This is a genomic window from Pseudarthrobacter sp. NIBRBAC000502771, from assembly GCF_006517215.1.
Lineage (GTDB): Bacteria > Actinomycetota > Actinomycetes > Actinomycetales > Micrococcaceae > Arthrobacter > Arthrobacter niigatensis.
In genome coordinates this window covers 72,029-98,049 of sequence record NZ_CP041187.1, presented here as the reverse complement: position 1 = coordinate 98,049, position 26,021 = coordinate 72,029, and the positions used below count along the sequence as shown (strand labels likewise).

The 26,021-nt window shown below is 64.7% G+C and carries 20 protein-coding genes and 1 pseudogene; 16 read left to right on the top strand and 5 right to left on the bottom strand.

Annotation, left to right across the window (positions count from 1 at the left end; genetic code table 11):
- The first annotated feature begins 137 nt into the window (after positions 1-137).
- The 8 genes and pseudogenes from NIBR502771_RS00440 (at position 138) to NIBR502771_RS00405 (ending at position 11,187) form a co-directional block, all read left to right on the top strand.
- A complete protein-coding gene (locus NIBR502771_RS00440) occupies positions 138-632 on the top strand; it encodes a MarR family winged helix-turn-helix transcriptional regulator (RefSeq protein ID WP_141157973.1) in 495 nt (164 codons plus the stop codon).
- Positions 625-2,826 (top strand): MDR family MFS transporter, encoded by a 2,202-nt coding sequence (locus tag NIBR502771_RS00435; RefSeq protein WP_141157972.1) that lies wholly within the window; start codon positions 625-627, stop codon positions 2,824-2,826. Before NIBR502771_RS00440 ends, NIBR502771_RS00435 begins: the two co-directional genes overlap by 8 nt.
- A gap of 208 nt (positions 2,827-3,034) precedes the next feature.
- Positions 3,035-4,768 (top strand): ABC transporter ATP-binding protein, encoded by a 1,734-nt coding sequence (locus NIBR502771_RS00430; RefSeq protein ID WP_141157971.1) that lies wholly within the window; start codon positions 3,035-3,037, stop codon positions 4,766-4,768.
- Positions 4,765-6,845 (top strand): annotated as a pseudogene (locus NIBR502771_RS00425) (ABC transporter ATP-binding protein). The gene NIBR502771_RS00430 and the pseudogene NIBR502771_RS00425 overlap by 4 nt, the downstream one beginning before the upstream one ends.
- 38 nt (positions 6,846-6,883) lie before the next feature.
- Positions 6,884-7,300, top strand: coding sequence for a thioesterase family protein (locus NIBR502771_RS00420; protein WP_141157970.1), 417 nt, complete (start codon positions 6,884-6,886; stop codon positions 7,298-7,300).
- A gap of 95 nt (positions 7,301-7,395) precedes the next feature.
- A complete protein-coding gene (locus tag NIBR502771_RS00415) occupies positions 7,396-7,653 on the top strand; it encodes a PLD nuclease N-terminal domain-containing protein (RefSeq protein WP_141157969.1) in 258 nt (85 codons plus the stop codon).
- Between the two features lie 71 nt (positions 7,654-7,724).
- On the top strand, positions 7,725-9,956 hold the full coding sequence (locus NIBR502771_RS00410) for an McrB family protein (protein WP_141157968.1): 2,232 nt from the start codon (positions 7,725-7,727) through the stop codon (positions 9,954-9,956).
- Positions 9,943-11,187 carry a restriction endonuclease gene (locus NIBR502771_RS00405; RefSeq protein ID WP_210411287.1) on the top strand — a complete coding sequence of 415 codons (1,245 nt, stop codon included), beginning with the start codon at positions 9,943-9,945 and terminating at the stop codon, positions 11,185-11,187. Before NIBR502771_RS00410 ends, NIBR502771_RS00405 begins: the two co-directional genes overlap by 14 nt.
- On the opposite strand, the gene NIBR502771_RS00400 is transcribed toward NIBR502771_RS00405, so the two are convergent.
- The gene (locus NIBR502771_RS00400; protein ID WP_141157967.1) at positions 11,165-12,820 is read right to left on the bottom strand and encodes a cell wall metabolism sensor histidine kinase WalK; all 1,656 of its coding nucleotides are present in this window, start codon (positions 12,818-12,820) and stop codon (positions 11,165-11,167) included. The genes NIBR502771_RS00405 and NIBR502771_RS00400 overlap by 23 nt on opposite strands.
- Before the next feature lie 94 nt (positions 12,821-12,914).
- Between NIBR502771_RS00400 and NIBR502771_RS00395 the strand changes: the two genes are divergently transcribed.
- Positions 12,915-13,679 (top strand): response regulator transcription factor, encoded by a 765-nt coding sequence (locus NIBR502771_RS00395; RefSeq protein WP_210411285.1) that lies wholly within the window; start codon positions 12,915-12,917, stop codon positions 13,677-13,679.
- On the opposite strand, the gene NIBR502771_RS00390 is transcribed toward NIBR502771_RS00395, so the two are convergent.
- A complete protein-coding gene (locus tag NIBR502771_RS00390) occupies positions 13,652-14,062 on the bottom strand; it encodes an Hpt domain-containing protein (protein WP_141157966.1) in 411 nt (136 codons plus the stop codon). The genes NIBR502771_RS00395 and NIBR502771_RS00390 overlap by 28 nt on opposite strands.
- A gap of 284 nt (positions 14,063-14,346) precedes the next feature.
- Between NIBR502771_RS00390 and NIBR502771_RS00385 the strand changes: the two genes are divergently transcribed.
- Positions 14,347-15,525 carry a glycosyl hydrolase gene (locus NIBR502771_RS00385; protein WP_371416481.1) on the top strand — a complete coding sequence of 393 codons (1,179 nt, stop codon included), beginning with the start codon at positions 14,347-14,349 and terminating at the stop codon, positions 15,523-15,525.
- A gap of 137 nt (positions 15,526-15,662) precedes the next feature.
- Here NIBR502771_RS00385 and NIBR502771_RS00380 read toward each other — a convergent pair whose 3' ends face one another.
- Both NIBR502771_RS00380 and NIBR502771_RS00375 read right to left on the bottom strand, forming a co-directional pair.
- Positions 15,663-16,121, bottom strand: a complete 459-nt coding sequence (locus tag NIBR502771_RS00380) for a very short patch repair endonuclease (protein WP_141157964.1) — start codon at positions 16,119-16,121, stop codon at positions 15,663-15,665.
- A gap of 19 nt (positions 16,122-16,140) precedes the next feature.
- Positions 16,141-16,575 carry a pyridoxamine 5'-phosphate oxidase family protein gene (locus NIBR502771_RS00375; protein WP_141157963.1) on the bottom strand — a complete coding sequence of 145 codons (435 nt, stop codon included), beginning with the start codon at positions 16,573-16,575 and terminating at the stop codon, positions 16,141-16,143.
- A gap of 186 nt (positions 16,576-16,761) precedes the next feature.
- Here NIBR502771_RS00375 and NIBR502771_RS00370 point away from each other — a divergent pair, with 186 nt between their 5' ends.
- From NIBR502771_RS00370 to NIBR502771_RS00350, 5 genes are all read left to right on the top strand, one after another.
- Positions 16,762-18,489: a cytosine permease gene (locus NIBR502771_RS00370; RefSeq protein ID WP_141157962.1), complete on the top strand. Its 1,728-nt coding sequence runs from the start codon at positions 16,762-16,764 to the stop codon at positions 18,487-18,489.
- A gap of 355 nt (positions 18,490-18,844) precedes the next feature.
- On the top strand, positions 18,845-19,369 hold the full coding sequence (locus NIBR502771_RS00365; protein WP_210411283.1) for a DUF6318 family protein: 525 nt from the start codon (positions 18,845-18,847) through the stop codon (positions 19,367-19,369).
- A 215-nt stretch (positions 19,370-19,584) separates the two neighbouring features.
- Positions 19,585-20,319 (top strand): PKD domain-containing protein, encoded by a 735-nt coding sequence (locus NIBR502771_RS00360; RefSeq protein WP_246839765.1) that lies wholly within the window; start codon positions 19,585-19,587, stop codon positions 20,317-20,319.
- A 117-nt stretch (positions 20,320-20,436) separates the two neighbouring features.
- Positions 20,437-21,507 (top strand): alkene reductase, encoded by a 1,071-nt coding sequence (locus tag NIBR502771_RS00355; RefSeq protein WP_141157961.1) that lies wholly within the window; start codon positions 20,437-20,439, stop codon positions 21,505-21,507.
- Positions 21,508-21,843: 336 nt separating this feature from the next.
- Positions 21,844-23,028, top strand: a complete 1,185-nt coding sequence (locus tag NIBR502771_RS00350; RefSeq protein ID WP_141157960.1) for a DDE-type integrase/transposase/recombinase — start codon at positions 21,844-21,846, stop codon at positions 23,026-23,028.
- A gap of 131 nt (positions 23,029-23,159) precedes the next feature.
- On the opposite strand, the gene NIBR502771_RS00345 is transcribed toward NIBR502771_RS00350, so the two are convergent.
- Positions 23,160-23,477, bottom strand: a complete 318-nt coding sequence (locus tag NIBR502771_RS00345) for a hypothetical protein (RefSeq protein ID WP_141157959.1) — start codon at positions 23,475-23,477, stop codon at positions 23,160-23,162.
- A gap of 129 nt (positions 23,478-23,606) precedes the next feature.
- Here NIBR502771_RS00345 and NIBR502771_RS00340 point away from each other — a divergent pair, with 129 nt between their 5' ends.
- Positions 23,607-26,018 (top strand): Tex family protein, encoded by a 2,412-nt coding sequence (locus NIBR502771_RS00340; RefSeq protein ID WP_141157958.1) that lies wholly within the window; start codon positions 23,607-23,609, stop codon positions 26,016-26,018.
- The last annotated feature ends 3 nt before the right edge of the window (positions 26,019-26,021 follow it).

The window sequence follows — 26,021 nt, the reverse complement described above, 5'->3', positions numbered from 1 at the left end:
CTCCCCCACGTCCTGGACACCGTCCCGCGGACGTGGGGGAGTTTGGCATTTAAGCTGCCTGCTGGAACAACTTCGTTTCCCTAAGCAACCTTTCCCTGATACAGTTGCTTTCAGCAACTAATTCTTTAGGGAGGATCATGTCTGTCGCACCGGCCACTGCAGCCGACCTCGTCAGCAATATCTATGACCTCCAGCGCGCGCTGCGCTGCGTCACCATGATCAACATCAAGGGCCAGGACACTGGCATCGCCCTCCAGGGCGTGCTCAAGTTCATCGGCGAAGGGGAGACCCGCGCAGCGCACCTGGCCGAGCGATTGGGGGTCAGCCCGCCGGTGCTAAGCCGGCACGTGGCCGAACTGGCCGACGCGGGGCTGGTGCTCCGCACCCCGGACCCGGACGATGGCCGGGCCCAGCTGCTGGCGCTTTCCCCGCGGGGCAAGGAAAAGCTGGCGGAGCTGGTGCGGCACCGGGCGGAGACGCTGCAGGCGTACCTCTCCGACTGGAACGAGGACGACGCCGTTGCAACAGCAGCGATGCTGAACAAGCTCACGGCATCCCTGAAGAATTCCATCCGGGCAAGGGCGGCCGGAACCACCACTGAACAGAAAACGCAGGAGTCCATCAATGGCTAACGTCACCGCCGCCGCGGACCAGGAGCAGGAGCGCCAGCGCGAACGCACCGCCAGACAGGAATCGCGGCAATCCAAGCGCCACGAGCCCGGCGCGCCCATGAACCACCGGCAGATCATGGAAGCCCTGACCGGCCTTCTCGCTGCCTTCTTTACCGCCATCCTCAGCAGCACCATCGTTGCCAACGCGCTGCCCACGATCATGTCCGAGCTCAAGGGCACCCAGACGGACTTTGCCTGGGTCATCACGGCAGCGCTGCTGGCCAACGCGGCCACCACCCCCATCTGGGGCAAGCTCGCGGACCTCTTCGACAAAAAAGTCCTGGTCCAGCTCAGCATCGTGATCTTCGTTGCCGGCTCGGTCATGGCAGGTTTCTCCGAGAACATCCCGTTCCTGCTCACCGCCCGCGTGATCCAGGGCATCGCCATGGGTGGCCTGACCGCCCTGGCGCAGGCGATCATCGGCTCCATCATCCCGCCGCGGGAACGCGGAAAGTACTCCGGCTACATGGGTGCCGTCATGGCCGTGGGCACCGCCGGTGGTCCTCTGCTGGGCGGCTTCATCGTGGACAGCTCGCTGGGCTGGCGCTGGACCTTCTTTGTCTGCGTGCCCCTGGCCGTCGTCGCCCTGATCCTGCTCCAGGTCACGTTGAAGATTCCGCACGTCAAGCGCCCCGCCAAGATCGACTGGGTCGGTTCGATCCTGCTGACCTCCGGCGTCAGCCTGCTCCTGATCTGGGTTTCCTTCGCCGGCAAGGCCGACTACTACGACTGGTGGTCATGGCAGTCAGCCGTCATGGTAGGCGGCGGCGTCCTGCTGCTCGCGCTGCTGGTGCTGGTGGAGTCCAAGGTGCCGCAGCCGATCATCCCGCTGAAGATCATCTCGGAGCGCACCACCGCGCTGGCCATCGTGGCGTCCGTCGCTGTGGGTGTTGCCATGTTCGGTTCCTCCACCTTCCTGGGCCAGTACTACCAGGTGGCCCGCGGTGCCACGCCCACCGAGGCCGGCCTGTTGACCTTGCCCATGATCGCCGGCAACCTGATCGGTTCGGTCGTTTCCGGCCAGCTGATCAGCCGCTACGGTAAATGGAAGCGCTTCCTGATCGGCGGCACCGTCCTGCTGATCGGCGGCCTGGCGCTCGCCGGAACCATGGACCACACCACCGAACTGTGGCTGACGGGCCTGTACACGGGCATCTTCGGTATCGGTTTGGGCATGCTCATGCAGAACCTCGTCCTGGCCGTCCAGAACACGGTCCGCGCCTCCGACATCGGTTCCGCAAGCGCTTCCGTTGCATTCTTCCGCTCCGTGGGTGGCGCCATCGGCGTTTCCGTCCTGGGCGCCGTCATGGCCAACCATGTCAAGGACCTGGCCACCGACGGACTGGCCAGGCTGGGCATCCCGGCCGGCGGCAACAGCGGCGCCACGCTGGACCTGAAGGACCTGCCGGCGCCGATCGCCGAGGTCATGCGTGCCGCCTACGGCGATGCCACGGCCGGGATCTTCATGATCTCCGCCATCGTTGCAGCCGTGGCCCTCATCGCCGTCATCTTCATCAAGGAAGTACCGTTGCGCAAGACCGTTGACATCACGCCGGAAAAGGCGCTTGAGGCCAACGCCGCCGGTGAGGCCGGCATGACCGCCACCATGACCGGTCAACTGCCCATGGTTTCCAGCGACGTGCCGGACGGGACGGCCGCTGAGTCGACGGGTGCCCGGAGTGCCCTGCGTCCGGCCGCGGCACCTGCCAAGGTGTACGACGGCGGTGCTGCCGCAGCCGCGGCAGCGTCCGGCAGGGTTGCCACGGAGGACTTCGAGGAAGTCTTTGCACGGAGCTTCCGCTCCGAGGAGCTGGACCTTAGGTCCGCCGACAGCGTGGACAAGGCTGCCGATGCGATCGCCAGTGCCGCGGCCACCTTGCAGAAGCTGCAGGACACCCAGGACCTGCTGGCGCGGCAGCAGGCCGAGCTCGGCACACTGGTGCTGGACATCCAGCAGCAACTGCGGTCCCAGCAGGAGGTGGCGGCCGGGCAGGCAGCCACGGCCGCAGAGCTTAGCCGGCTGCAGCGCAAGCTCCTGAAGGAACGCAAGATCCAGGCAGCAGCCGCCCTGTACCTGGCCGGGCACGGCAAGCACAGCGCCGCCGCACCCTCCCCGTCCGGCGGGGAAGGTTCTGCCCCGGTAACGGGACAGTAAGCCATTCCGTCCGGGGCTGCCCGCCTTGGACGGCACCCATCAACACCGCAGCCCGCAGCCGGAGGACCTTCCGGATGTGGGCTGCGGCGTTCCTGCATCGGTAGGGATGGCGGCCCCGGTGGAGACGACGTCTTCTTGAGTCAATCCAGCCGGGAATTATGCTCCCGTATGGAACCAAATTTCGGTGGGCATTACTAGAGTTGAGTGCATGCTCCTCACCCTCATACGGCGCTATTCCAAACCGTATTTCCCCTTTATCGCCGCCGTGGTTGTTTTCCAGCTCGCCTCCACTATTGCAGCCCTGTACCTGCCAAGCCTGAACGCCCAAATCATCGACCAGGGCGTGGCGCGGGGCGACACGGATTTCATCTGGCGCACCGGTGCCCTGATGCTCCTGGTGGCCTTCGCGCAGGTAGCCGCGGCAATCGCCGGCGTCTACTTCGGCTCGAGGACGGCCATGGCAGTGGGCCGGGACCTGCGCCGTGCCGTGTTCCGCAAGGTCACCAGTTTCTCCGCCAAGGACGTCAACGCCTTTGGTGCGCCCACGCTGATCACGCGCGGCACCAACGATGTCCAGCAGGTGCAGATGCTCCTCCTGATGGGGCTGAACTTCATGGTGGCCACCCCCATCATGTGCATCGGCGGCATCATCATGGCCCTGCGCGAGGACATCAACCTGTCCTGGCTGGTGTGGGTGTCCGTCCCGCTCCTGGCTGTGGTGGTGGGCTACCTGGTGGTCCGGCTGATGCCACTCTTCCGCTCCATGCAGCGGAAGATCGACCGCATCAACGCCGTGCTGCGGGAACAGATCATCGGGATCCGCGTGGTCCGCGCCTTCGTGCGGGAACCGTATGAAACGGACCGGTTTGGTGCGGCCAACAAGGAACTTACGGACGTCTCGCTCCGCATCGGTGCCCTGTTCGTCCTCATGTTCCCCGCCATCAGCATGATCCTGCACCTGTCCACCGCAGCCGTGCTCTGGTTTGGCGGGCAGCGGGTGGACACCGGCGCCATGCAGGTGGGGTCGCTCACCGCGTTCCTGCAGTACCTGCTGCAGATCCTGATGGCCGTCATGATGGGCACCTTCATGGCCATGATGATCCCGCGCGCCTCCGTCTGCGCCGACCGCATCGGCGAGGTGCTCGACGTCGAGCCCTCCATCCACGACCCCGAACGCCCCGAAGCCCCGGCCGCCCTGGCCGGCGTGGTGGAATACCGCAACGTGACGTTCGCGTACCCCGGCGCCGAGTCCCCGGTGCTCAGCAACATCAGCTTCACCGCCCGGCCGGGCCAGACCATCGCCATCATCGGCTCCACCGGCGCCGGAAAGACCTCCCTCCTGTCCCTGCTGCCACGGCTGTACGACCCCGCCGAAGGCCAGGTGCTGCTTGACGGTGTCCCCGTCGACAGACTCGACCGCGCGGAGATCACCAAACGCGTGGCCCTGGTGCCGCAGCGTCCCTACCTGTTCTCCGGCAGCATCGGGCACAACCTCCGCTTCGGCAAGACCGAGGCCGCGGACCAGGAACTGTGGGACGCCCTCCGGGTGGCGCAGGGAGAGTCTTTTGTCCGCGAAAAGAAGAACGGACTGGACTCCCGGATCTCCCAGGGCGGCACCAATGTCTCCGGCGGCCAGCGCCAGCGCCTGTGCATTGCCCGTGCCTTGGTGACCAAGCCGCGGGTCTACCTGTTCGACGACTCCTTCTCCGCCCTTGACGTCGCTACTGACGCCCGGCTCCGCGCCGCCCTCAAGCGCACCACCTCGGACGCCACCGTGATCATCGTGGCCCAGCGGATTTCCACCATCACCGAGGCCGACCAGATCCTGGTGCTGGACAACGGACGCATCGTTGACCGCGGCACCCACGAAGAACTCCTGGAAACCTCACCGACCTACCAGGAAATTGTCGAATCCCAACTGAGCGTGGAGGAAGTGGCATGAGCCCCCGCAAGAAGGACCACGCCTCCGTGGAAGAATCCACCCAGTCCCTCCAGCCGGTCGACGGCGAAGCGGAAGCAGGCGCCGGCCTGCCGGAGGACGACGACTACTTCGAGGAGGAATTCACCCCTTCCGAAGCCGATGGGGACATGTTCGGTGGGATGCCTGCAAAGAAGGCCCAGCACTTCTGGCCTTCCGCCAAACGACTCATGGGCCTGCTGAAGCCCGAAGCCCTGGGCATCTACGCGGTGGTGAGCCTGGTGGTGGTCTCGGTGGTCCTGAACGTGATCGCCCCCAAGATCCTGGGCCAGGCCATGGAGTCATTTTCGCCGGAGTGGTGGGCAAGCAGTTGCCGTCCGGCGTCAGCAAGGAACAGTTTGTGGCGGGCCTGCGCCAGCAGGGCCAGGACAACTTTGCGGACCTGGTCTCCCGGATGGAGCTGGTGCCCGGCACCGGGATCAACTTCGGCAAGCTCAGTATGCTCATCGCCATCGTCCTGCTGATGTACTTCGTGGCCAACATCTTCATGTGGCTCCAGGGGTACGTGCTGAACCGCATTGTCATGAAGGTGATCCGGCGGCTGCGCGATGACACCGAAAGCAAGCTGAACCGCCTGCCGCTGAACTACTTCGATACGCGGCAGCGCGGCGATGTGCTGTCGCGGGTGACTAACGACGTCGACAATATCCAGCAGGCGCTTCAGCAGGCGTTCGCGCAGCTGGTGAACTCTGTGCTGACCGTGGTGGGCATCGTGGTCATGATGTTCATCGTCTCCTGGCAGCTGGCCTTGATCGCGCTCGTTGCGCTGCCGCTGTCCGGAGTGGCGGCCGGGCTGATCGGTTCCCGCAGCCAGAAGCTCTTCGCAGCCCAGTGGAAGAACACCGGGTCGCTGAACGGCCAGATCGAAGAATCCTTTTCCGGCCACGACCTGGTCCGCGTCTTCGGCCGGGACGCGGACATGCTGGCCCGGTTCGAGGAACGCAACGAGGCACTGTACAAGGCAAGCTTCGGAGCGCAGTTCGTCTCTGGAATCATCTTCCCCGTGATGCAGTTCGTGTCCTACCTCAGCTATGTTGGCATCGCCGTGGTGGGCGGCCTCAGGGTGGCCTCCGGCGCCATGTCTTTGGGCGATGCCACCGCTTTCATCCAGTACTCCCGCGAGTTCACGCAGCCTCTGGGCCAAATGGCCGGCATGGCCAATATGCTCCAGTCCGGCGTGGCATCCTCGGAGCGCGTTTTCGAATTCCTGGACGCCGACGAACAGGACGCTGAAACGGTCACCGAACACCTGCCCGCTAAGACCGACGGGCACGTGGACTTCAGGAACGTGACCTTCAGCTACAGCCCGGACAAGCCGCTCATCGAGAATCTGTCCTTCACCGCGGAGCCCGGCAACACGGTTGCCATCGTCGGGCCCACAGGAGCCGGCAAGACTACCCTGGTGAACCTGGTAATGCGTTTCTACGAGCTCAATGCGGGCTCCATCATGCTGGATGGTGTGGACGTCACCCACCTGAGCCGCTCCGAACTGCGCTCCAAGGTGGGCATGGTGCTGCAGGACGCATGGCTGTTCGGCGGGTCCATCTACGACAACATCCGGTACGGCAACCTCGAGGCCACCGAAGAGCAGGTCATGGCGGCAGCGAAGGCCACGTTCGTGGACCGATTTGTCCGGGCGCTCCCCGAGGGCTACCAGACCGTGATCGACGAAGAAGGCAACAACGTCAGCGCCGGCGAGAAGCAGCTGATCACCATAGCCCGCGCATTCGTGGCCAACCCGTCACTGCTGATCCTGGATGAGGCCACCAGTTCCGTGGATACCCGCACGGAGCTCCTGGTGCAGAAAGCCATGGCTGCGCTGCGATCGGACCGCACCAGCTTCGTCATCGCGCACCGGCTCTCCACCATCCGGGATGCCGATACCATCCTGGTTATGGAGAACGGACGAATCGTGGAACAGGGCAACCACCACATGCTGCTCGCCGCCGGCGGGGCATACCACCGCCTCTACATGTCGCAGTTTGCGGGGACGGACGCCGGGGACGTATCGGTGGATGATTCGACGGCGGTGCACAGCTGAGCGCGCATGGCGGCCAGCGGATCGAGGTGCTGGTGCCAATGCGCTGGGGCGACATGGACGCCTATGGCCACATCAACAACGTCCAGATCGTCCGGATGCTGGAGGAAGCCAGGATCGCGGCTTTCGGACCGCCGCGGGGCGCGGGCCTTCCCGGCATTGAACCTCCGGTGTCCCTGTTTAACGACGTCCCCGAGGGCACCCTCGCCCTGGTGGTCGACCACAAGATCCGCTATGTCCGGACCCTGGAGTACCGCAACGTTCCGGCGGTGGTCCAGGTATGGATCGGTGCCGTCAAGGGCGCCAGCTTCGACATCCACTACCTGCTCCAGGACCCCGTCACGCGGGAGGACTGCGTGAAGGCCAGCAGCCATCTGGCGTTCGTGGATGAAGCGACGGGCCGGGTGCAGAGGCTCAGCCAGGAGCAGAAAGACCGGATGGCTCCCTATAGGCACTAAGACTCTGGACGTGGCTGCCCCGGACCCGTGGACTGGAACCAGGTCCCCAGCTTCACCCAGACCTGCAACATGTTGTACAGCGAAAGGAAGCCGCCATGGCCAGCAACAGGAACCGCGCCGCCCGGAAGAAGAAGACCTGGAAGGAGATGTCACCGGGTGCCAAGATAGGCACCATTGTGACGGGTCTGGTTCAGGTCTCCCTGCTGGTTGCCGCCCAGCGCGACATCTCCCGGCGGCCGGCAGAACTCATCAACGGTCCCAAAGCCGCGTGGCGGGCGGCGTCCTTCGTCAATTTCATCGGCCCCATGGGCTACTTCATCTTCGGCCGGAAGCACTCCGCCGCCGGCAAGTAGCCCAGTCCGGCGGAAGGGCGGCCGGGCGTCCGTGGAGCGGCCGCCCAGCTTGACCCTGTAAATTTGAGGGCATGACCCCCACTGCCACTGTTGCCATGACCCGCGCCCTCGGCATCTCCAGGGAGATCGAAGACGCAGCGTGGTTCGTCCTTGGCCCGGGTCTGCAGGGGAAGGCGTCGCCGCTGGACGGGCGGACCCGGACGTGGTCGGTCGCGGCGGCCTCGGAGCTGCTGGACCGCCTGGAACGGGGCATCCCGGACGCCAAGGCCCCGATGATGACCAACCTCCGCGAGAACCTGGACGGCGCCACCCGTGGAGCCAAGCAACTGGCGGTGGAGCTGCTCTTCCTGCAGTCCCTTCCGCTGGCCCACGAAGTGAAATCCCTCAAGGTCAAGCGCGCCCGCGTCGCCGAGGCCGCCGGCTGGCTGGAGCCGCCGCTGGAGCTTCCCGAAGAGCTTTACGCGGGTATGACGGACCACGGCGTGATCCGTGACCGGACGGCTGAATTCAACTGGACCATCTGGGACCACCTGAAGTGGCTGTGCCGGTTCGTCCGGAACGTCGCACAGCGGCCGGCCGCCGTGGTGCAGGCCGCCATTAAGGATCCGCTGCAGTTCCACCGCCTCGCGGCCTCCACCCCGGATGACCAGCCCGCCATCCGCCGCAGCATCGAGTTCCTGGCCTGGCCCAGCTACTTCGAGCCCGTGGTGGCGGACGTGGAACGCCAGGAAATCCGTGACGCGTTCGCCTCCCTGGTGGGCGGGGCGAAAGGTGACGGGGAAGAGGACATCACCGCTGACATCCACCGCATCCGGCTGCACCTGGACGAGCAGGCGGGCCAGCGGATCGACTGGTACTCCCGCCAGCTGGTCAGCCAGTGGCGCAAGGTGGGCGACCCCGGCCGGCGCGCCTGGCTGCTCCGGACGCACAGCGATCACGCCGACCTGCTCACTGCCTGGCACGGAGAGGAGAAGGTGACCCTCGACGTCGAGCATCTCCGCACACTGGACCCCGGCGTGACCGCCGGCCTGGTGCAGAATGCCGTGGACGAGGACTACAAGCACCTTGGCTACGTGGAACGCGAGGACACCAAAACCGCGGTCTTTGCCTTCCTGACCGTCATGAAGCCCGGTGACCTGGTGCTGTACCAGCACGCCGGAACCGTACGGCTTGGCGGCGTGCTGGGGGAGCCCGAGTACAACGACGACAACCGGCGCCTGCGCCGCAAGGTGCGCTGGTTCGACGACGGCCACACCACCACCAGCCTTCCCCGCCACGTGCAGCGGCAGCTCGCCACCCCGGGCATTGTGGTGGACGTAACCCGCGTGGTCCAGGCGCTGCAGGCGCTGCTGCCGGCCGAAGCGGAAACCGAGCCCGACGGCGACACTGACGGCGCCGTCGTCGTCCCTCCTGTCCAGGAGGGCTTCCGCCCGCTGACGCAGGAATTCGCAGCCTCGCTGCACATGGAGCTGGAGCCTCTCCAGGAGATCGCCGACCTGCTGGAGGAAAACCGCCAGCTGGTGCTTTACGGCCCTCCCGGCACGGGCAAGACGTACTTGGCCAAGCACCTCGCCGCGGAACTGGCGGATGACACCACGGACGAACGCGTCAAGCTGGTCCAGTTCCACCCGTCCTACGCCTACGAGGACTTCTTCGAGGGCTATCGGCCGGATAAGACGGACGAAGGCCAGGTGTCCTTCAAACTGGTGGCCGGGCCGCTGCGCCGGTTGGCGGAGGAAGCCGCCAAGCCAGGGAATGAGAAGAAGCCGTACTTCCTGATCATCGATGAGATGAACCGCGCCAACCTGGCCAAGGTGTTCGGCGAGCTGTATTTCCTGCTGGAGTACCGCGATGACCGGATCTACCTGCAGTACAGCCCCAACGAGCCGTTCACGCTGCCGGACAACCTCTACATCATCGGCACCATGAACACCGCCGACCGTTCCATCGCGATGATGGACGCGGCTATCCGCCGGCGCTTCTCCTTCATCGAACTCCACCCCCAGACGGAGCCGGTCAAGGGCTCCCTGCTCCGGTTCCTGGAGGCGAGGGAGCTCGATACCACCCCGGCGCTGCTGCTGGACGCGCTCAACGGGGCCATTGACGAGTGGGACCGGGACCTGATGGTCGGCCCGTCGTACTTCATGAAGCCGGCAGCCCAGACCCCTGCCGGCCTGCGCCGGATCTGGAAGTACGAGCTCATGCCGCTGCTGGAGGAGCACTATCACGGCCAGCTGACGCGGGCCCAGCTGGAGGAGCGGTTCGGGCTGGACCAGCTGCTGGGACGCGTTGCAGCGCGCTGACCCCAGGGCGTCCGTGCGTCACCTGGTCCTGGACGAGCTGTCCAGCGGGCTGGTGGAGCGGCTGGATGCGCCCAGCGCTTCCTTCCTGAACTCCAGTGGCCTGGCCAAGGCCTCGCCCATGGGCATGGGGCTGTACCGGATCGAGCCGGTGGGCAAGGTAGGCTCGGTGCGCACCTCAACGCTCCAGCTGGACGTCCGGCCCAAGGACCGTCTGGGCCTCAGCCGGCTCCTCTTCCTGCTCAGTTATGCGGGGGAGCAGGGCTTCCGGCCGGACCTGGTGGCTGCTGAGGAAGACCGGGACCTGTGGAGCGCCCTGGCCGAGTCCCTGGCGCAGCTCGCCGAACGTGCCCTGGGCCGCGGGGTCCTGCAGGGCTACCTGACCGTGGACGAATCCCTGCGCACGGTCAAGGGCCGGATCCGGATCTCCGACCAGATCTCCCGCCGCCCCGGCATGCTGGTTCCGCTGGAGGTCTCCTACGACGAGTTCACCGAGGACATCGCCGAGAACCGGATCCTGCGCGCCGCGCTGGAGCGGATGGGCCAGGTGCCCGGAGTCCGCCCCGAGGTACTGGGCCGGCTGCGCCAGCTGAAGGGAAAGCTCGACGCCGTCACCCGCCTTCCAGCCGGCAGCCCGGTGCCGCCGTGGAACCCCACCCGGATGAACCTGCGCTACCACTCCGTGCTGCGCCTGGCTGAGCTGGTCCTGCGCAACGCGTCCGCGGAAGCGGGGGAGGGCAGGCAGCAGACGGCGTCGTTCGTGGTGGACATGGCCCAGGTTTTCGAAGACTTTGTGGGAACGGCGCTGCGCAGCGCCATGGCGTCATATCCAGGGGAACTGCGGCTGCGGTACAACGCCCTCCTCAGCGAGGCGGTGCGCGACTCCGACCGGCTGTCCGTGCGCCCGGATGCCGTCCACATGCTCGGCGGACGCCCTGTGGTTGCCTACAATGCCAAGTACCGGGCGGCGTCGGACGCCGGTGCGTCCCTGACCGCCGACCATTACCAGATGCTGGCGCACTGCACCGCCCTGGCCGTGCCCACCGCCTGGCTGGTCTACGCGGGCAAAGGCGAGATGAAACTCCGCCGCATCCTGAACACCGACATCGACATCGTGGAGTTCCCGCTGGACCTCAGCCAGCCGCCGTCGGCCATCCTGGCATCCATCCGGGAACTTGCCTTCCAATCCTGGGGCGAGGTGCTCAGGACTGCTACACCGGAACCCGGAACGTAAACGTTGTCCCCTCGCCCAGCGTGCTTTCGACGTCGATGGTCCCGCCGTGGGCCTCTACGATCGCCTTGCTGATGGGCAGGCCCAGGCCCACGCCCGGGATGGCGGTGCGCCGGACGTTGCTGGTCCGGAAGAACTTGGCGAACACCTCGGAAGCGTCCTCCGAGCTCATGCCCATCCCTGTGTCCCTGACCCGGCACGCCAAATGGCCGTCTTCCCGTGCCAGCGACACCACCACCTCGCCGCCGTCGGGGGAGTATTTGATGGCGTTGGACACCAGGTTGTCCAGGACCTGGGAGATCCTGGCGCTGTCCACGCGGGCCTCCAGCCGTTCCGGGGTCTCCGCCCGCAGATCCACGCCGGCTGCTGCTGCGCGGGGCAACGCCGAAGACACGCTGCTGCGTACCAGCTCGGCAACATCCACGGCGTCCGGCGAGACGATCAGCTGGCCGTTCCGGCTGGCCAGCAGGTCTGACACCAGTGTCAGGAGGCGCTCAGAATTGCGGCGGATGATCTCCAGCATTTCCCGCTGGGGATCGTCCTGGTCTTCGGCGAGCAGAATTTCGACGTAGCCCAGGATGGATGTCAGCGGGGTCCGGAATTCGTGCGAGACGCTGGATACGAAGTCGTCCTTGGCGGTGAGTGCGTTCACCAGGTCCGTGACGTCGCTGAAGACGACCACCGAGCCGGTGAAGTTGCCGTCCGAGTCCTTCATGGCACGGGCGGTGGTCACGAGTGCCCGCTGGTCCTTCCCGTCGCCCAGCCACACCAGGTAGTCGGTGAAGGTTTCCCCCAGGACGGCCCGCCGGACCGGACGTTCCTGGACGGGGACCAGAGTCTTCCGGTCCGGGCCGTAGACCAGCAGCTGCGATTCGTTGGGGTCCGCAATGTTCTTTGGCCGGGCCAGTTCATGGTTGGCGCGCTGCTTCCGGTTCATCAGGATGTCGTGGCCCTCCGCATCGACAGCCAGCACCCCCAGGTGGACGGTGTCCAGCACGGTGTTCAGCAGCGATTCCTGGCGCTTGCTGGTCCGCAGGCTGGCACGCAGCTGCTCGTCCTTTTCTTCCAGCTGCGCCTGCTGGCGCATCATGCTCAAGGTCAGGACGCTCACCGACACGCCGATGCCCAGCATCATGACGGGCAACAGCAGTGAACGGGCGAAGTCCTGCGGCGTGTAGTTGCCCTTCAGGAGCAGCGGCACCCAGATGATGGCCAGCGGACCGAGGAAGGAAAACCACAGTGCAGCCCGCGGGTAGTAACCCGATGCGCAAAGCCATATGACGGGGAACACGGCCAGCAGGCTGATTCCCGTCAGGCTTTCCTGGCCGCCTTCCCTGCCTGCGGCAATGGAGACAAAGTCGAGCAGCGGGATCGCCAGGAAACTGGTGTAGGGCAGCCGCTCCCAAGGAATGATGTAGCAGAGCGCCATGATGGCCAGTTGGGAGACGAGGAACGTGACGAACAGCGGGTTGTCCATCGTGGCCGGGAAGAATGCCCACATCAGCAAGGCCGTCAGGATGGTGGTCACGAACAACGGCATCTGGCTTAGCGCCACCCGGTCCGTCAGCCGGTACTCATGGAACGGCCGCCTGAAGAACCGCAGCCGTCCCGAGGACCAGGCGGTGGGGTTGCTCATGCGGCGGAGGACGCGGACGCGGGGGTGTGCGGGACCATACCAGCAGGATATCCGCAGCCAGCTATACTTCAGACGTTGGCACTGAGGGGGCTCTATGAGTGAGGCACGTGTGGGTCTGGTCATCGAGGATGACCACGACATTCGGGAATTGGTTCGCACTGTGCTGAGCCAGGCTGGATTTGACGTGACCGTCGCCAGCGGGGGCGCCGAGGGCGTCCTGATGGCCAAGAGCCTCAATCCCGATGTCATCACCCTGGACCTGGGGTTGCCGGACATCGACGGCTTTGAGGTTTCGCGGCAGATCCGCGAGTTCTCGGATGCGTACATCGTGATGCTGACGGCGCGCACCGAGGAACTGGACACCCTGATCGGGCTTGAATCGGGGGCCGATGACTACCTCACCAAGCCGTTCCGCCCGCGCGAGCTGCGCGCCCGGGTGGCGGCGATGATGCGCCGGCCGCGGACTGCTCCTGACCCGCAGGAAGTTTCAGTGGATGCCGGCGCGGACAGCGCGGCCCATCCGGAGCGCGGAAACTTCAGCCACAACGGCCTGGAACTCAGCTACGCCTCCCGCACCGTCACAGTTGACGGCAAGGAGATGAACCTGACCCGCACGGAATTTGAACTCCTGTATGCCCTGCTGGAAGCCGGGCGCACTGTCAGGACCAAATCCGACCTGGTGCGGCGGCTCCGGGACGAGGATTACGACGTCGGCAGTTACATCAGCGAGGCCGACGAACGTTCTGTGGAAGTCCACATGGGAAACCTGCGCAAGAAGCTGGGTGACTCACCGCAGCAGCCGCGGTGGCTGCAGACGGTTCGCGGGGTGGGTTACCGCTTGGCGCCGGGGCAGCACTGAGCCTGCAGCCGGTGCATGGTCTGCCTGCTGCACTGGGTGATGGGCCGCAAGTACGTGGCGGCCAGCCGGGGCAGCGCCACCGCCATGTCCGCGTGGCGGGCTTCGGTCCGGATCTCGTTCTCCAGTTCCAGGGCCAGCCCGGCCAAGCGTTCGGCGCCAACCATCTGGCTAGAGGTTTTCAGGCTCAGGACCGCGTCCATGGAGCCTTCCAGGTCGCCGGTGGTCAGGGCCAGCCGCAACCGCCCCAACCGTTGCGGCAGGAAGTCGATGAAGTTCCCCACGAAGACCCGGCTGTAGCCCTCCTCCTCCTCGAGTTCATCCCGCAGCCGGTCCAGAACGGACTGGTCTACCAGCGGCCTGGGGGCATCATCTGATGTGCTCATGACACTCCTTTCTGCTGGCTTTGTTGACTCGGGAAACAGGGCGGTGGGGGCGGAACGCTTGCTCTTTTTCAGGTTAGGACTGTTCCCATGACCTCGCAGAAGACTCGGCAAGAATTGTGGTTTTCTTGATGGGAGTGCGGATTTCTGCCCTTAGGATCAAGGCCAGTGCTTTCTGCACTGACGCCACCGGCGGCCGCGGCCGCATTTCAATCTGGGGATAGATTGCCGTGTTCCGAATACTGAGGTCCTTGTTTGTCGCGCTCATAATCGGGGTTGGATTGGCGGTGTCCGTCATCCAGCCGGCCAGCGCAGCAGCCACGTCACCGCAAGTTTCGCTCAACCCCACTTCCGGTCCGGCCGGTGCCGCCGTTACAGTCACCGGAACCGGGTTCAAAGCCTCCACCACCGGGACCGTGATTGCGGGTTCCACAACCTTTGCGTTCCAGACCACCTCGCAAGGGGCATTCAGCACGGGCATCACCATTCCGGCAGCGGCCACCGGGAATCTGACCATCACCGCCAAGACGTCGTCCATCAAGGCATCCGCAACCTTCGTGGTGCAGGCGGCGCCCGTTCCGGCCCCGGCGCCGGCTCCAACAATCAGTGCTGCCCCCTTGCGTTTTGGAGCGGCCACTCCGGGGGGACCCCTGGCCAGCAGTGAACTGGACGAGGTGGCCACAGTGTCCGGGGAGATCCCTTCCATCGTGATGAGTTACAAGGATTTCCTGCAGTCCCCGCCCATCACTGAGCTGGACGCTGTCCGCTCCCGCGGAGCCACGCCCCTGGTCACCTGGGAGCCCTGGGCATGGGGAGGCGGCATCAACCAGCCCGCGTATTCGCTGGCCAGGATAACTGCCGGGGACTTCGACGGGTACATCAGCCAGTGGGGCCAGTCCCTCGCGGCCTGGGGCAAGCCGGTCATGCTTCGATTCGCCCACGAGATGAACGGCAACTGGTATCCCTGGGCCGAAGGCGTCAACGGAAACCAGGCCGGAGATTACGTAGCCGCCTGGCGGCACGTCCACGACGTCGTCGCCGCCACGGGCGCCTCTAATGTCCAGTGGGTCTGGTCGCCGAATGTGCCTTATTGGGGCTCCACTGACCTGGCAGGCCTGTATCCCGGTCCGGGCTACGCGGATATCGTGGCCCTGGACGGCTACAACTGGGGCACCTCGCAAACCTGGAGCAGCTGGGTTTCCCCGGTGGACCTCCTCGGCCCCGGCATCTCCCAGCTCCGCACAGTGGCCCCCGGGAAATCCGTGCTGATAGCGGAAACGGCGTCCAGCGAACTGGGTGGTTCCAAGGCGGCCTGGAACACGGACCTGGTGTCCTACCTGGCCGCCCAGCCGGACGTGATGGGCTTCGTCTGGTTCCACATGCAAAAGGAAACAGACTGGCGCATCAACAGCAGTGATTCGTCGGCGTCGGCGTTCAAGTCCGCCCTGTCGGCACGGAGAAGCTAGGGGATAGGGGATAGCTGCTCCGAAACTGTCAGTGGCGGCGCCCGATCGCCGGCAACCCGTTCATCGTGCCGTATCAGGATCAAGGACAGTGCCGGCAGCAGCTAAAGATTGCCTCAAGATTTCCTTGATTGCTTGGCTCAGGCGCCGGCTTCGAGGAAGTGCACCAACTGGTCCTCGAGGGCTGAGCGGTCCTTCAGCTCGCACTCCCAGACCGTCAGCACTTCCCAGCCAGCGTCTTCGAGCTGCCGGCGCTGGCCGGCGTCACGCTCACGGGTCCGGGTACGTTTCGCGGCCCAGAACTCGGCGTTGGCCTTCGGGGCATGCAGGCCCACCCGGCAGTCGTGGAAATGCCAGAAGCAGCCGTTGACGAAGATTACCTTGTGCCGGGCGGCGAAGACGAGGTCGGGATTCCCCGGCAGCCTGTGGCCGCCGGAACTGCCGTGCAGCCGGTACCGGTAGCCCCTGGCATGCAGCAACCGGCGCACCACCAGCTCAGGCTTGGTGTTTTTGCCGCGGATCCGGGACATGTTCCAGCTGCGCTGCTCGGGCGTGAGCTTGTCAGCTGAGGCGTTGTCAGCGCTGGAAGTGTCCGGCATCTTCCCAGTCTAGGAGTGCCTAGATCTCCCGTTCCGGCTGTTCGCCGAACACGAAGTGGCGGCCGCTGACGGACTTGGGGTCGATCTCCACGTAGAAGTCCTTGAGCGTGGGGACCCAGGTTTTCAGGCCGAGTTCCTCGATGGCGGCGAGTTCGTCGGAATTACTGAGCACCCGCGCCGTCCCCCGCAGGACAACGGACCAGGCCTCCTGGGACAGGATGCCGTCGGTTTCGAACAGTACCTTGGCGTTGATGGTCAGTTGCGCCAGTTTGTTTCCGGGCGCCGTGCGCAGGTAAAGCTTCCGGTTGGAGGTTACATAGTTGACCGGGAAGATATCCGGCTCCCCGGCAACGGAGACCACCAGTCGGCCGTGCTGCGTTGCCGCCAAGAGCCGCCACGACTGCTCATCATCGAGTTCAAGGACAGGATTGCCGTCCGCGTGTTCAAACATCATGCGGCCATTCTTCTACGTGAGGTAGAAATGCGCCAGAGGCTTTGTGCCCCCATTTCCCTGTGTTTTTGACAACACCGTCAAGGCTTAACAGTCCGGAAACAGGGCTGTGACCGGGTTGTATTTCCGGCTGGATAGCGTCGCACGCAGGGCCATGACGGCTGACTGCAAACGAAAGCGACGCACCCAATGGGCAACGACACAGACACAACCCAACTGCTGGAACCGGCGGCACCTGCTGGTGCCGCCGTCGTCGGACGCTCCCCGGCGATCCCCACGGCAGGCAACACCGCCGCACTGAACGCCACCAAGGAAAGCCTGGAGGACTATACGCTGCGGTTCGCGCCGCGGTCCTACCGCAAATGGAGCGCGGGAGTGGTGGCCACCAGCGCGCTGGGCGGTATCGCCTACCTGGCGGACTTCTCGATCGGGGCGAACATCGGCATTTCCTACGGGACGGTCAACGCGATCCTGGGAATCCTGGTGGCAGCCGTAGTCATCTTCGCCACCGGCTTTCCCTTGGCCTACTACGCGGCCCGCTACAACATCGACCTGGACCTGATCACCCGCGGCTCGGGCTTTGGCTACTACGGTTCAGTGGTCACCAACGTCATCTTTGCCACGTTTACCTTCATCTTCTTCGCGCTGGAGGGCTCCATCATGGCGCAGGGTCTGGAGCTGGGACTCGGCATTCCGCAGTGGCTCGGGTATGCCGCGTCTACTGTGCTCATCATTCCGCTGGTCATTTACGGTATGAACACGCTGGCCAAGCTCCAAGTATGGACCACTCCGCTGTGGCTGCTCCTGATGGTGGTGCCTGTGGGTTACCTTCTGGTCTCGCACCCGGAGAGCATCGACAGCTTCTTCGCCTACACAGGTGCAACGGGCGACGGCGGTCCGAACCTTGCGTCCGTGATGCTCGCCGCCGGCGTGTGCCTGTCCTTGATGGCGCAGATTGCCGAGCAGATCGACTACCTCCGGTTCATGCCGCCGCGCACCGATGCCAACCGGGCCGCCTGGTGGCGGGCAGTGATCCTGGCCGGGCCGGGCTGGGTGATTTTCGGGGCCATCAAGCAGATCGTGGGCCTGTTCATCGCCATCTACCTGATCGCCACGCTGGATCCTGCCGCATCCGCCACCGCCAATGAGCCCGTGCACCAGTTCCTTGGCGTGTACCAGGAGATGATGCCGGCCTGGCTGGCCATGACCCTGGCCGTGGTGCTGGTGGTCATCTCGCAGATCAAGATCAACGTCACCAACGCCTACTCCGGCTCGCTGGCCTGGACCAACTCCTTCACGCGCATCACCAAGACCTACCCAGGCCGGATGGTGTTCGTGGTGGTCAACCTGCTGATCGCGCTGGTGCTGATGGAAGCGAACATGTTCGATTTCCTGAACACCATCCTCGGGTTCTACGCGAACTGCGCCATGGCCTGGGTTGTCACGGTGGCGTCCGATATTGCGATCAACAAGTACCTGCTCAGGATTTCCCCCAAGGTGCCTGAGTTTCGCCGCGGCATGCTGTACGCCGTGAACCCTGTTGGCTTCGTGTCCATGCTGGTGTCCGCAGGGGTTTCGATTGCCGTGTTCTTCGGGGCCTTTGGTGCCGCGATCCAGCCGTACTCGCCTATCTTCGCCGTAGGACTGGCGCTGGTCCTGCCACCGGTACTGGCCGTTCTGACCCGCGGCAAGTTCTACCTGCGGCGATTCGACGACGGGATCGACCTGCCGATGTTCGACGCCGACGGGAATCCCAGCGACGCCAAGCTCCTGTGCCACGTGACGGGGTTGGAGTTTGAGCGGCCGGACATGGTGCGTTCCGCCCAGGAGGTGTCCGACGGCGGCCCGCAGTATGTTTCATCGCTCGCCTTGTCGACGGACAAGACGGGGGAGCTGGTGCTGCCCGCACAAAAGTAGGGCGGTCTATTAGGAAGCCGGTGTACTTAGGTGCGCCGGCTTTCCTTGTGACTTCGTTTGTCGGATTCCTGGTGGTAGACAATTCTTGGGCTCTAGGGCTGTGGATAACTATCACGCCGAATTGTGACGTGGGCTACCCTTAAGTCACTGTCCGGAACAAGCCGTCTTGAAACTACTGGGGGATTAGCGGCCCATGACATCACAGAACTCCTTTGCGTCACGCGTTGCCCCGTCGGGGGCCTTCCACTCCAGAGTTTCCAGGTCCGGTGCCGCGGCCCTTGTTGTCGGTTTGGCCCTCGCCGTGTCCGGCTGCAACTCCGGAGGGTCGCCAGGACCGGGCGGCACGTCGTCCCAGGTGGCCGACGAGACGCCGACAGCCACCGCCACCGCCACTCCCACCTCAACGCCGAGTGCCGTCTACAAGCCCGCCGACGCTTCCGGCCCGGCCCAGAACGTCCCGGTTCCTGTGCTTCCGGAAGTGGCCAAGACGGAGACGAAAGAAGGGCTCGAGGCGTTCGCTAGGTACTGGTTCCAGCTCCTTAGCTATGGGTACGAAACCGGTGATACTGACCGTCTGTCAGCACTTTCTGGACCGGACTGCCAATTCTGTAAAGGGCTTGTCGAGAACATAGAAGCAGCTTGGAGCGAGGGAAAGTGGATATCGGGTGGCCAGATGGAGACTCCGGCAGTTACGGCTGATGCGCCTGCTGGCGGACCAACCTTTGTCACGCTGCAGGTGATCCAAAAGGAACTGGTAATTCGGGATGCGGATGGAAGCCCGTATCAGGAACCAACGGCCGCCACGAACTCCGGGAGCCGGGCTACCGCAACATTTGATGGTTCGGGCTGGACCATTACCAAGTTGAGCCTGATTCGCTAGCCATGCGCTGGGAACGTAGGGGGATCGTTGCACTTTGCGTGCTGGTGTTTCTGTTTCTGTTACCTCTTCTTGGAAGCCCGGCTTTCGGCGAAGACCGCCCTAGGCCCAAACCTCCTGTAGACGTAGGCTTCGTGGACACCGGACTCCAAGCGGGTGCTGACGACCTAATGACGGATCCCTCGAATGGATCAGTAGTATCGGTACCTGCCGGCACGGTGAGTACAGACCCCAACGAGTACAAATACGAGCTCCAGTGCCACCTTGGCGGCGGCGACTTCGATACGCCCTGCCTCGCCCGCCAGCTCGACTGCAAAGACCGGGAGGACGGCGCCAAGGGTATTCCGGTTATGTGGCTGTCGCGGCCGCGTGGTGTACCGGGAGCAGTGTGGGCGCACCATTCCGGCCCCACCTGCCTCTACGATCCGAAACCCGAGGACCTCCTGCCCCGGATCGCTGCCGACATCCAACGGCAGTTCCAGAACCTCCCGGTCAGTGCCGGTGCGGTCGTGGCCCAGCCCAGCCCCAACACGCTGCGCGGCGCCGAGACGAACTTCTACGCAGAAGCCACTGAACAGCAGTTCGACATCACCATGTTCGGCCAGAAGGTTCACGTGGTCGCCACTCCAGTCCAGTACACATGGAACTACGGAGACGGCACAGTCTTCGGCCCGCAACCTTCCATGGGCGGTCCGTTGCCGCAGGACCGTTGGGGCGAAAAGACCCGGACCAGCCACGCGTATGCCTCCACAGGCGACTTCCAGGTAGTCCTGACCACCTCGTTCCAAGGCACCTACTCGGTGAATTCCGGGCCGCCGCTGCCGATCCCGGGCCAAGGCCAGTTCAAAGCCCCACCGCAAATTATCAGCGTGTGGCGATCCCTCACCCGCAACTATGCCGACGACTGCAACGCCAATCCGCAGGGCCAAGGCTGCCCGGGCGTGGGCGGATAGCGCGGGCATCGAGGTGGACCTGTGATCCCCGTCCCACCATCGACTGGCACGGAATAGTTGCATGCGCCCCACAGTTGGCAAAGACAGTACGTCTTCAGCCTTCGAAAGGAACTGCGCATGCTGTTTTCCCCGCTCACCCTCGGCGAACTGGAACTTCCCAACCGTTTGGTGATGGCGCCCCTGACCCGCCTTCGCGCGGGTGAGAAAGGCGTCCCCGGCCCGCTCCTCGCCGAGCACTACCGCCAGCGCGCCTCCTTGGGCCTGATCGTCAGCGAGGGCACCTACCCCGCGCCGGTCGGCCAGGCTTACCCGGGCCAGCCCGGTATCGTCACCGAGGAGCAGGTTGCCGGGTGGAAGAAGGTTACCGACGCCGTCCACGCCGAAGGCGGCCGGATGTTCGCCCAGATCATGCACGGCGGCAGGGTTTCCCACTCTGATATCACCGGTGGCCTGCCCATCGTCGCCCCCAGCGCAGTAGCCATTGATGGCGTGGTCCGGACACCGGCAGGCAAGCAGCCCTATCCTGTGCCGCACGCCCTCACCACTGACGAGCTCCCCATGGTCATCCAGGAATTCGTCAACGCATCGCTGAACGCGATTGAGGCAGGATTCGACGGCGTGGAACTGCATGCCGCCAACGGTTACCTCTTGCACGAGTTCCTGGCGCCGAACTCCAACGTCCGGACGGACAGCTACGGCGGGTCACCGGAAAACAGGGCCCGCTTCGTCATCGAAACCATCAACGCCGTCGTGGCAGCCGTCGGCGCGAACCGGGTGGGCGTGCGCATTTCCCCTGAGCACAACGTGCAGGGCATCGCCGAAACCGACGCAGCCGACGTGCGCGCCACCTACGAGGTCCTCGTGGACAGCATCGCACCGCTCAACCTGGCCTACCTGAGCATCCTGCATCACGAACCCACCGGCGAACTGGTCCAGGACCTCCGTACACGCTTCGGCGGCACCTTCCTGGTCAACACCGGCTTCGGTGTCATCACCACCCGGGAAGAAGCCGTGAGCCTGGTGGCCGAAGGCCACGCAGACGCCGTCGTGGTGGGACGCCCGGCAATCGCCAACCCGGACCTGGCCCGGCGCTGGAAGGAAAGCCTCCCGCTCAACGAACCTGACGCCTCCACCTTCTACGCAGATGGCGCCACCGGGTACACGGACTACCCGGTGTACCAGGGCTAAGCGACCCACTGGCCAACCCGGACAAGACAACGACGGCGGCACCCACCGTGGGTGCCGCCGTCGTGGGCTGTCAGGGGTGCTGGTCCCGGGCAGCTGTACCGGAAGGTCATCCGACGACTTTCCGGCAGAAGGATAATGTGGCCCGCCGGACTCCATCGGATGCCGGCGGTGATCAGACGATACTCCAACGAATGGACTCCTGCCAGAGCCCGCGTTGACTCATTGAAAACCTCCGCGTTGCCGGATTCGTTGCCTCATTTGAAAACCTCCGCGTAGCGGCGTGGTTAAGGGTGATGGCAGCGGGTGCAGGTTATGCCCGTTTTCATGGAGCTAACGATGGCCCAGCGGCAAGCTGTGACGAAGAAGAAAGCCCTCGCCTACCGAGGTGCTGATCGTGCAGGAAAGTCCCGGATCCTGAACGAGTTGGTCGAGTTGACCGGATGGCACCGCGACTACGCCCGGGCCGCGTTGCGGGACGCACTGGTCCTGAAGATCGTCAAACCCAGACCGGGCAGGATACCGGTGTACGGCCCTGATCTGCTGGATCCTTTGATTAGGTGCTGGGCGGTGCTGCGGGCCCCTGCGGGCAAGCTTCTGGCCCCGATGCTGCCGGTTCTGGTGCCGCTGCTTCGCCGTGACAAAGAACTGGACATCACCGATGAGCAAGCCGCGTTACTGATGCGGATGAGCGCGGCGACCATCGACCGGAAACTCGCCGGCGCGCGGGCGAAGCTGACGCTGCGGGGACGGTCCCACACCAAACCCGGAACGTTACTCAAATCCCAGATCGCGGTCCGGACCTGGGCCGAATGGGACGACGCCGTGCCGGGTTTCGTCGAGATCGACCTGGTCGGCCACGAGGGCGGCAACAGCTTCGGAGAGTTCTGCTTCACGCTGACCGTGACGGACATTTGCACTGGATGGACGGTGAACAGGTCCGTGCGGAACAAGGCCGCCAAATGGGTCTTCGAAGCCCTTGAACACGTCACCTCAGTATTCCCGTTTCCGATTATCGGGATCGATTCGGACAACGGCTCGGAATTCATCAACGACCACCTGCTGGCCTACTGCCACGCCCGCCAGATCACCTTTACCCGCTCCCGGCCCGGGAACAAGAACGATGGCGCTCACGTGGAGCAAAAGAACTGGGCCCGGGTCCGGGAGCTGGTCGGCTACCTGCGCTACGACACCACCAGCGAACTGGAGAAACTCAATGAGATCTGGGAGCTGGACCGTGTCTTCACCAACTACCTCCTGCCCCAGCAGAAGCTGGTTTCCAAGCAGCGCTACGGCGCGAAGGTCAGCAAGAAACACGACACACCCGCCACACCCCACCAAAGAGCGATACGGCATCCGCGGATGCGTAAAAGCCCGGTCATACGCATGAACGCCGCCTTCAAACGCATCAAACCCGGAGCTCTCTCCCGCCAGATCCTGGCCCTCACAGCCGAACTGGAAACCCTGGCCCTGGCAAAGAAACCCGCACCGATCAGACCCGTTAACCGGGCCTGGAACCCCTAGACCTCCGGAGCTTCTTCACTGAGGCATCGATCACGCGAAAACGGAGGTTCTCATTTGAGGCAACGTATTAGTCCTCCCGGAGGTATTGCAATGAGGCAACAGGGAGCCAATTTCGCCGCCTGGAAAACGGGCTAAAGAACAGCCTCGCGGCCTGTGCCTTCCTTCATCAGCAGGCGCCCATCCTCGATCGATACCAGCACGCTCTTCGGCTTCCCGCTGACCTTGGTGATGGCCTTCAGGCCCCGATTGGTGACTTCGACCCCCACCTGAGCACCCTTCGCCGGGAGCTCGACGGACACCTCGGATGCGATCCCGAGCAGCGGATTGGTCGAGATCCCCAAGTCCCGGCGGACCTCCTTGCCGTTGACGGTCACGGTAACGTTGGCCTCGTCGAACCCCTCCTGAAACACCACAAGCAATTCCCGCATGATGGCCTCTTCCTCGAGCATGGGTACCAGTAACGGCATGTCCACTACAGCACTTTGAAGGGCCCAGCGGAATACCTCCCTTGCCCCGCCGAACCCCTATCCGCACGAACTCCGGTGGAGCCCGGCAGCGCGGTAAGGCAAGATGTTCTGGTGACTCAACTGCCTGCCCCCGCCACCACGTCCGCCCCCTCCCGCGCATCGGAGGAGGACGCGATCTTCGCCCAGATCGCTGCCGAGCTGGAGGTCAAGGACTGGCAGGTCAAGGCTGCGGTTGGATTGCTCGACGGCGGGGCGACGGTTCCCTTCGTCGCCCGCTACCGCAAGGAAGCCACCGGCACGTTGGACGATACCCAGCTTCGCGACCTCGACGAACGGCTCCGCTACCTCCGCGAACTGGCGGACCGCCGTCGTGCAGTCCTCGACGCGATAGAAGCGCAGGGCCAGCTGACACCGGAGTTGCGGAGAGCGGTCCTGGCCGCGGACACCAAGTCGCGGCTCGAAGACATCTACCTGCCGTTCAAGTCCAAGCGCCGGACCAAGGCCCAGATAGCCCGGGAGGGGGGCCTGGAGCCCCTCGCGGACACGCTGTTGAAGCGGCCGGACCTGGACCCCGAACACGAGGCCGGGAAGTACCTCAACAGTGAGCACGCCATCAGTGATCCTGCCGCCGCGCTCGCGGGTGCCCGCGCCATCCTGGTGGAGCGCGTGGCCCAGGACCCTGACCTCGCCGCCAACCTGCGGGACAGGATGTGGACCCAGGGCCGGATGGTCTCCCGCGTCAAGAAGGGCAAGGAAGCCGAAGGCCAGAAGTTCGCGGACTACTTCGAGTTCGCGCAGGCGCCGGACCGGATGCCGTCCCACCGGGTGCTTGCGCTGTTCCGCGGCGAGAAAGACGGCATCCTTGAGCTGGACCTCGCTGAAGCCGACCCTTCGGATGACGCTGGCCTCACTGCCGCCCGCGCCCGTTACGAGTCTGCGGTGGCCAGGTTCCTCGGGGTCGCCGACCGGGGCCGCCCCGCCGACGCATGGCTGATGCAGACTGCCCAGGTGGCCTGGCGTTCACGTGTGCTGGCCCGCCTCACCTCCGACCTCCGCGCCAGGTTGTTCGCCGCAGCTGAGGACGAAGCGGTCCGGGTCTTCGCCGCCAACCTCCGGGACGTCCTGCTGGCCGCACCAGCCGGCAACCGTGCCACCCTGGGCCTTGACCCAGGGCTTCGGACCGGGGTGAAGGTCGCCGTGGTGGACGGCACCGGGAAAGTGGTTGCCACTGACACGGTCTACCCGCATGCCCCGGCGCGGAAATGGGACGAAGCTTTGGCCACCTTGGTGCGTTTGGCGCGGCAGCACGCCGTCGAACTCGTGGCCATCGGCAACGGGACCGCCTCACGGGAGACGGACAAACTGGCTGCTGAACTGATCAAGCTGCTTCCGGAGGTGGACCGGAAACCCCAGAAAATTGTGGTGTCCGAGGCCGGCGCATCGGTCTACTCCGCCTCGGCGCTCGCCGCGGCGGAGCTCCCCGGGATGGATGTATCGCTGCGTGGCGCAGTTTCCATTGCCCGCCGGCTGCAGGATCCGCTCGCTGAACTGGTGAAGATCGATCCCAAGTCCATCGGCGTCGGCCAGTATCAGCACGCCGTGACAGCGTCGAAGCTCGACCGGAGCCTGGATGCCGTGGTGGAGGACTGCGTGAATGCCGTGGGTGTCGACGTCAACACTGCCTCGCCGGCGCTGCTGAGCCGGGTAGCCGGCGTCGGTCCCCTGCTCAGTGAGAACATCGTGGCCTACCGGAATGAACACGGACCCTTCAACAAGCGGACCGACCTCAAGAAAGTGCCGCGGCTGGGCGCCAAGGCTTTCGAGCAGTGTGCAGGCTTCCTGAGGATCACCGGGGGAGCAGAGCCGCTGGACGCATCGAGTGTGCACCCCGAATCGTATGCGGTGGCGAGGAAGATCCTCGTGGCAGCCGGTTCCGCCCCGGCCTCCTCCCTGGACCCACAGAAGTTCGTTGACGGTACGTTCGGCCTCCCCACCGTCAAGGACATCCTCGCAGAACTGGACAAACCCGGGCGCGACCCCCGGCCCGCCTTTGCCGCTGCCACGTTCTCGGAAGGCATTGAGAAGATCTCGGACCTGGTGCCGGGCATGATCCTCGAAGGAACGGTAACCAACGTTGCTGCATTTGGGGCGTTCGTGGACGTTGGAGTCCATCAGGACGGCCTTGTCCACGTATCCGCCCTGTCCAACCGCTTTGTGTCCGATCCGCGCGAGGTGGTGAAGTCCGGCCAGGTGGTCCGGGTGAAGGTGCTGGAGGCGGATCCGGAGCGGAAGCGGATTTCGCTGACGTTGAGGCTCGACGACGAACCCGCCGGCGGCGGCGCAGGTTCAGGCCGACGCGATTCCGGGAGCCGCACGCCCGAGCGTGCCGGGCGTCCGGACCGCCAACAGCCGGCCAAGCGGGGAGCAGGCCTGTCCGGCGGGAGCGTCCGGTCAAGCCCCAAACCCCAGCCTGCCAACACGGCCATGGCCGAGGCACTTCGGAAGGCGGGCCTGGGCAAGTAGTCC

What these genes read in the sequence shown, in the direction of transcription:
- NIBR502771_RS00440 (WP_141157973.1), top strand. Translation starts at nt 138, where the DNA reads ATGTCTGTCGCACCGGCCACTGCAGCCGACCTCGTCAGCAATATCTAT.
- NIBR502771_RS00435 (WP_141157972.1), top strand. Translation starts at nt 625, where the DNA reads ATGGCTAACGTCACCGCCGCCGCGGACCAGGAGCAGGAGCGCCAGCGC.
- NIBR502771_RS00430 (WP_141157971.1), top strand. Translation starts at nt 3,035, where the DNA reads ATGCTCCTCACCCTCATACGGCGCTATTCCAAACCGTATTTCCCCTTT.
- NIBR502771_RS00420 (WP_141157970.1), top strand. Translation starts at nt 6,884, where the DNA reads ATGCGCTGGGGCGACATGGACGCCTATGGCCACATCAACAACGTCCAG.
- NIBR502771_RS00415 (WP_141157969.1), top strand. Translation starts at nt 7,396, where the DNA reads ATGGCCAGCAACAGGAACCGCGCCGCCCGGAAGAAGAAGACCTGGAAG.
- NIBR502771_RS00410 (WP_141157968.1), top strand. Translation starts at nt 7,725, where the DNA reads ATGACCCCCACTGCCACTGTTGCCATGACCCGCGCCCTCGGCATCTCC.
- NIBR502771_RS00400 (WP_141157967.1), bottom strand. Translation starts at nt 12,820, where the DNA reads ATGAGCAACCCCACCGCCTGGTCCTCGGGACGGCTGCGGTTCTTCAGG.
- NIBR502771_RS00395 (WP_210411285.1), top strand. Translation starts at nt 12,915, where the DNA reads ATGAGTGAGGCACGTGTGGGTCTGGTCATCGAGGATGACCACGACATT.
- NIBR502771_RS00390 (WP_141157966.1), bottom strand. Translation starts at nt 14,062, where the DNA reads ATGAGCACATCAGATGATGCCCCCAGGCCGCTGGTAGACCAGTCCGTT.
- NIBR502771_RS00380 (WP_141157964.1), bottom strand. Translation starts at nt 16,121, where the DNA reads ATGCCGGACACTTCCAGCGCTGACAACGCCTCAGCTGACAAGCTCACG.
- NIBR502771_RS00375 (WP_141157963.1), bottom strand. Translation starts at nt 16,575, where the DNA reads ATGATGTTTGAACACGCGGACGGCAATCCTGTCCTTGAACTCGATGAT.
- NIBR502771_RS00370 (WP_141157962.1), top strand. Translation starts at nt 16,762, where the DNA reads ATGGGCAACGACACAGACACAACCCAACTGCTGGAACCGGCGGCACCT.
- NIBR502771_RS00355 (WP_141157961.1), top strand. Translation starts at nt 20,437, where the DNA reads ATGCTGTTTTCCCCGCTCACCCTCGGCGAACTGGAACTTCCCAACCGT.
- NIBR502771_RS00350 (WP_141157960.1), top strand. Translation starts at nt 21,844, where the DNA reads ATGGCCCAGCGGCAAGCTGTGACGAAGAAGAAAGCCCTCGCCTACCGA.
- NIBR502771_RS00345 (WP_141157959.1), bottom strand. Translation starts at nt 23,477, where the DNA reads ATGCTCGAGGAAGAGGCCATCATGCGGGAATTGCTTGTGGTGTTTCAG.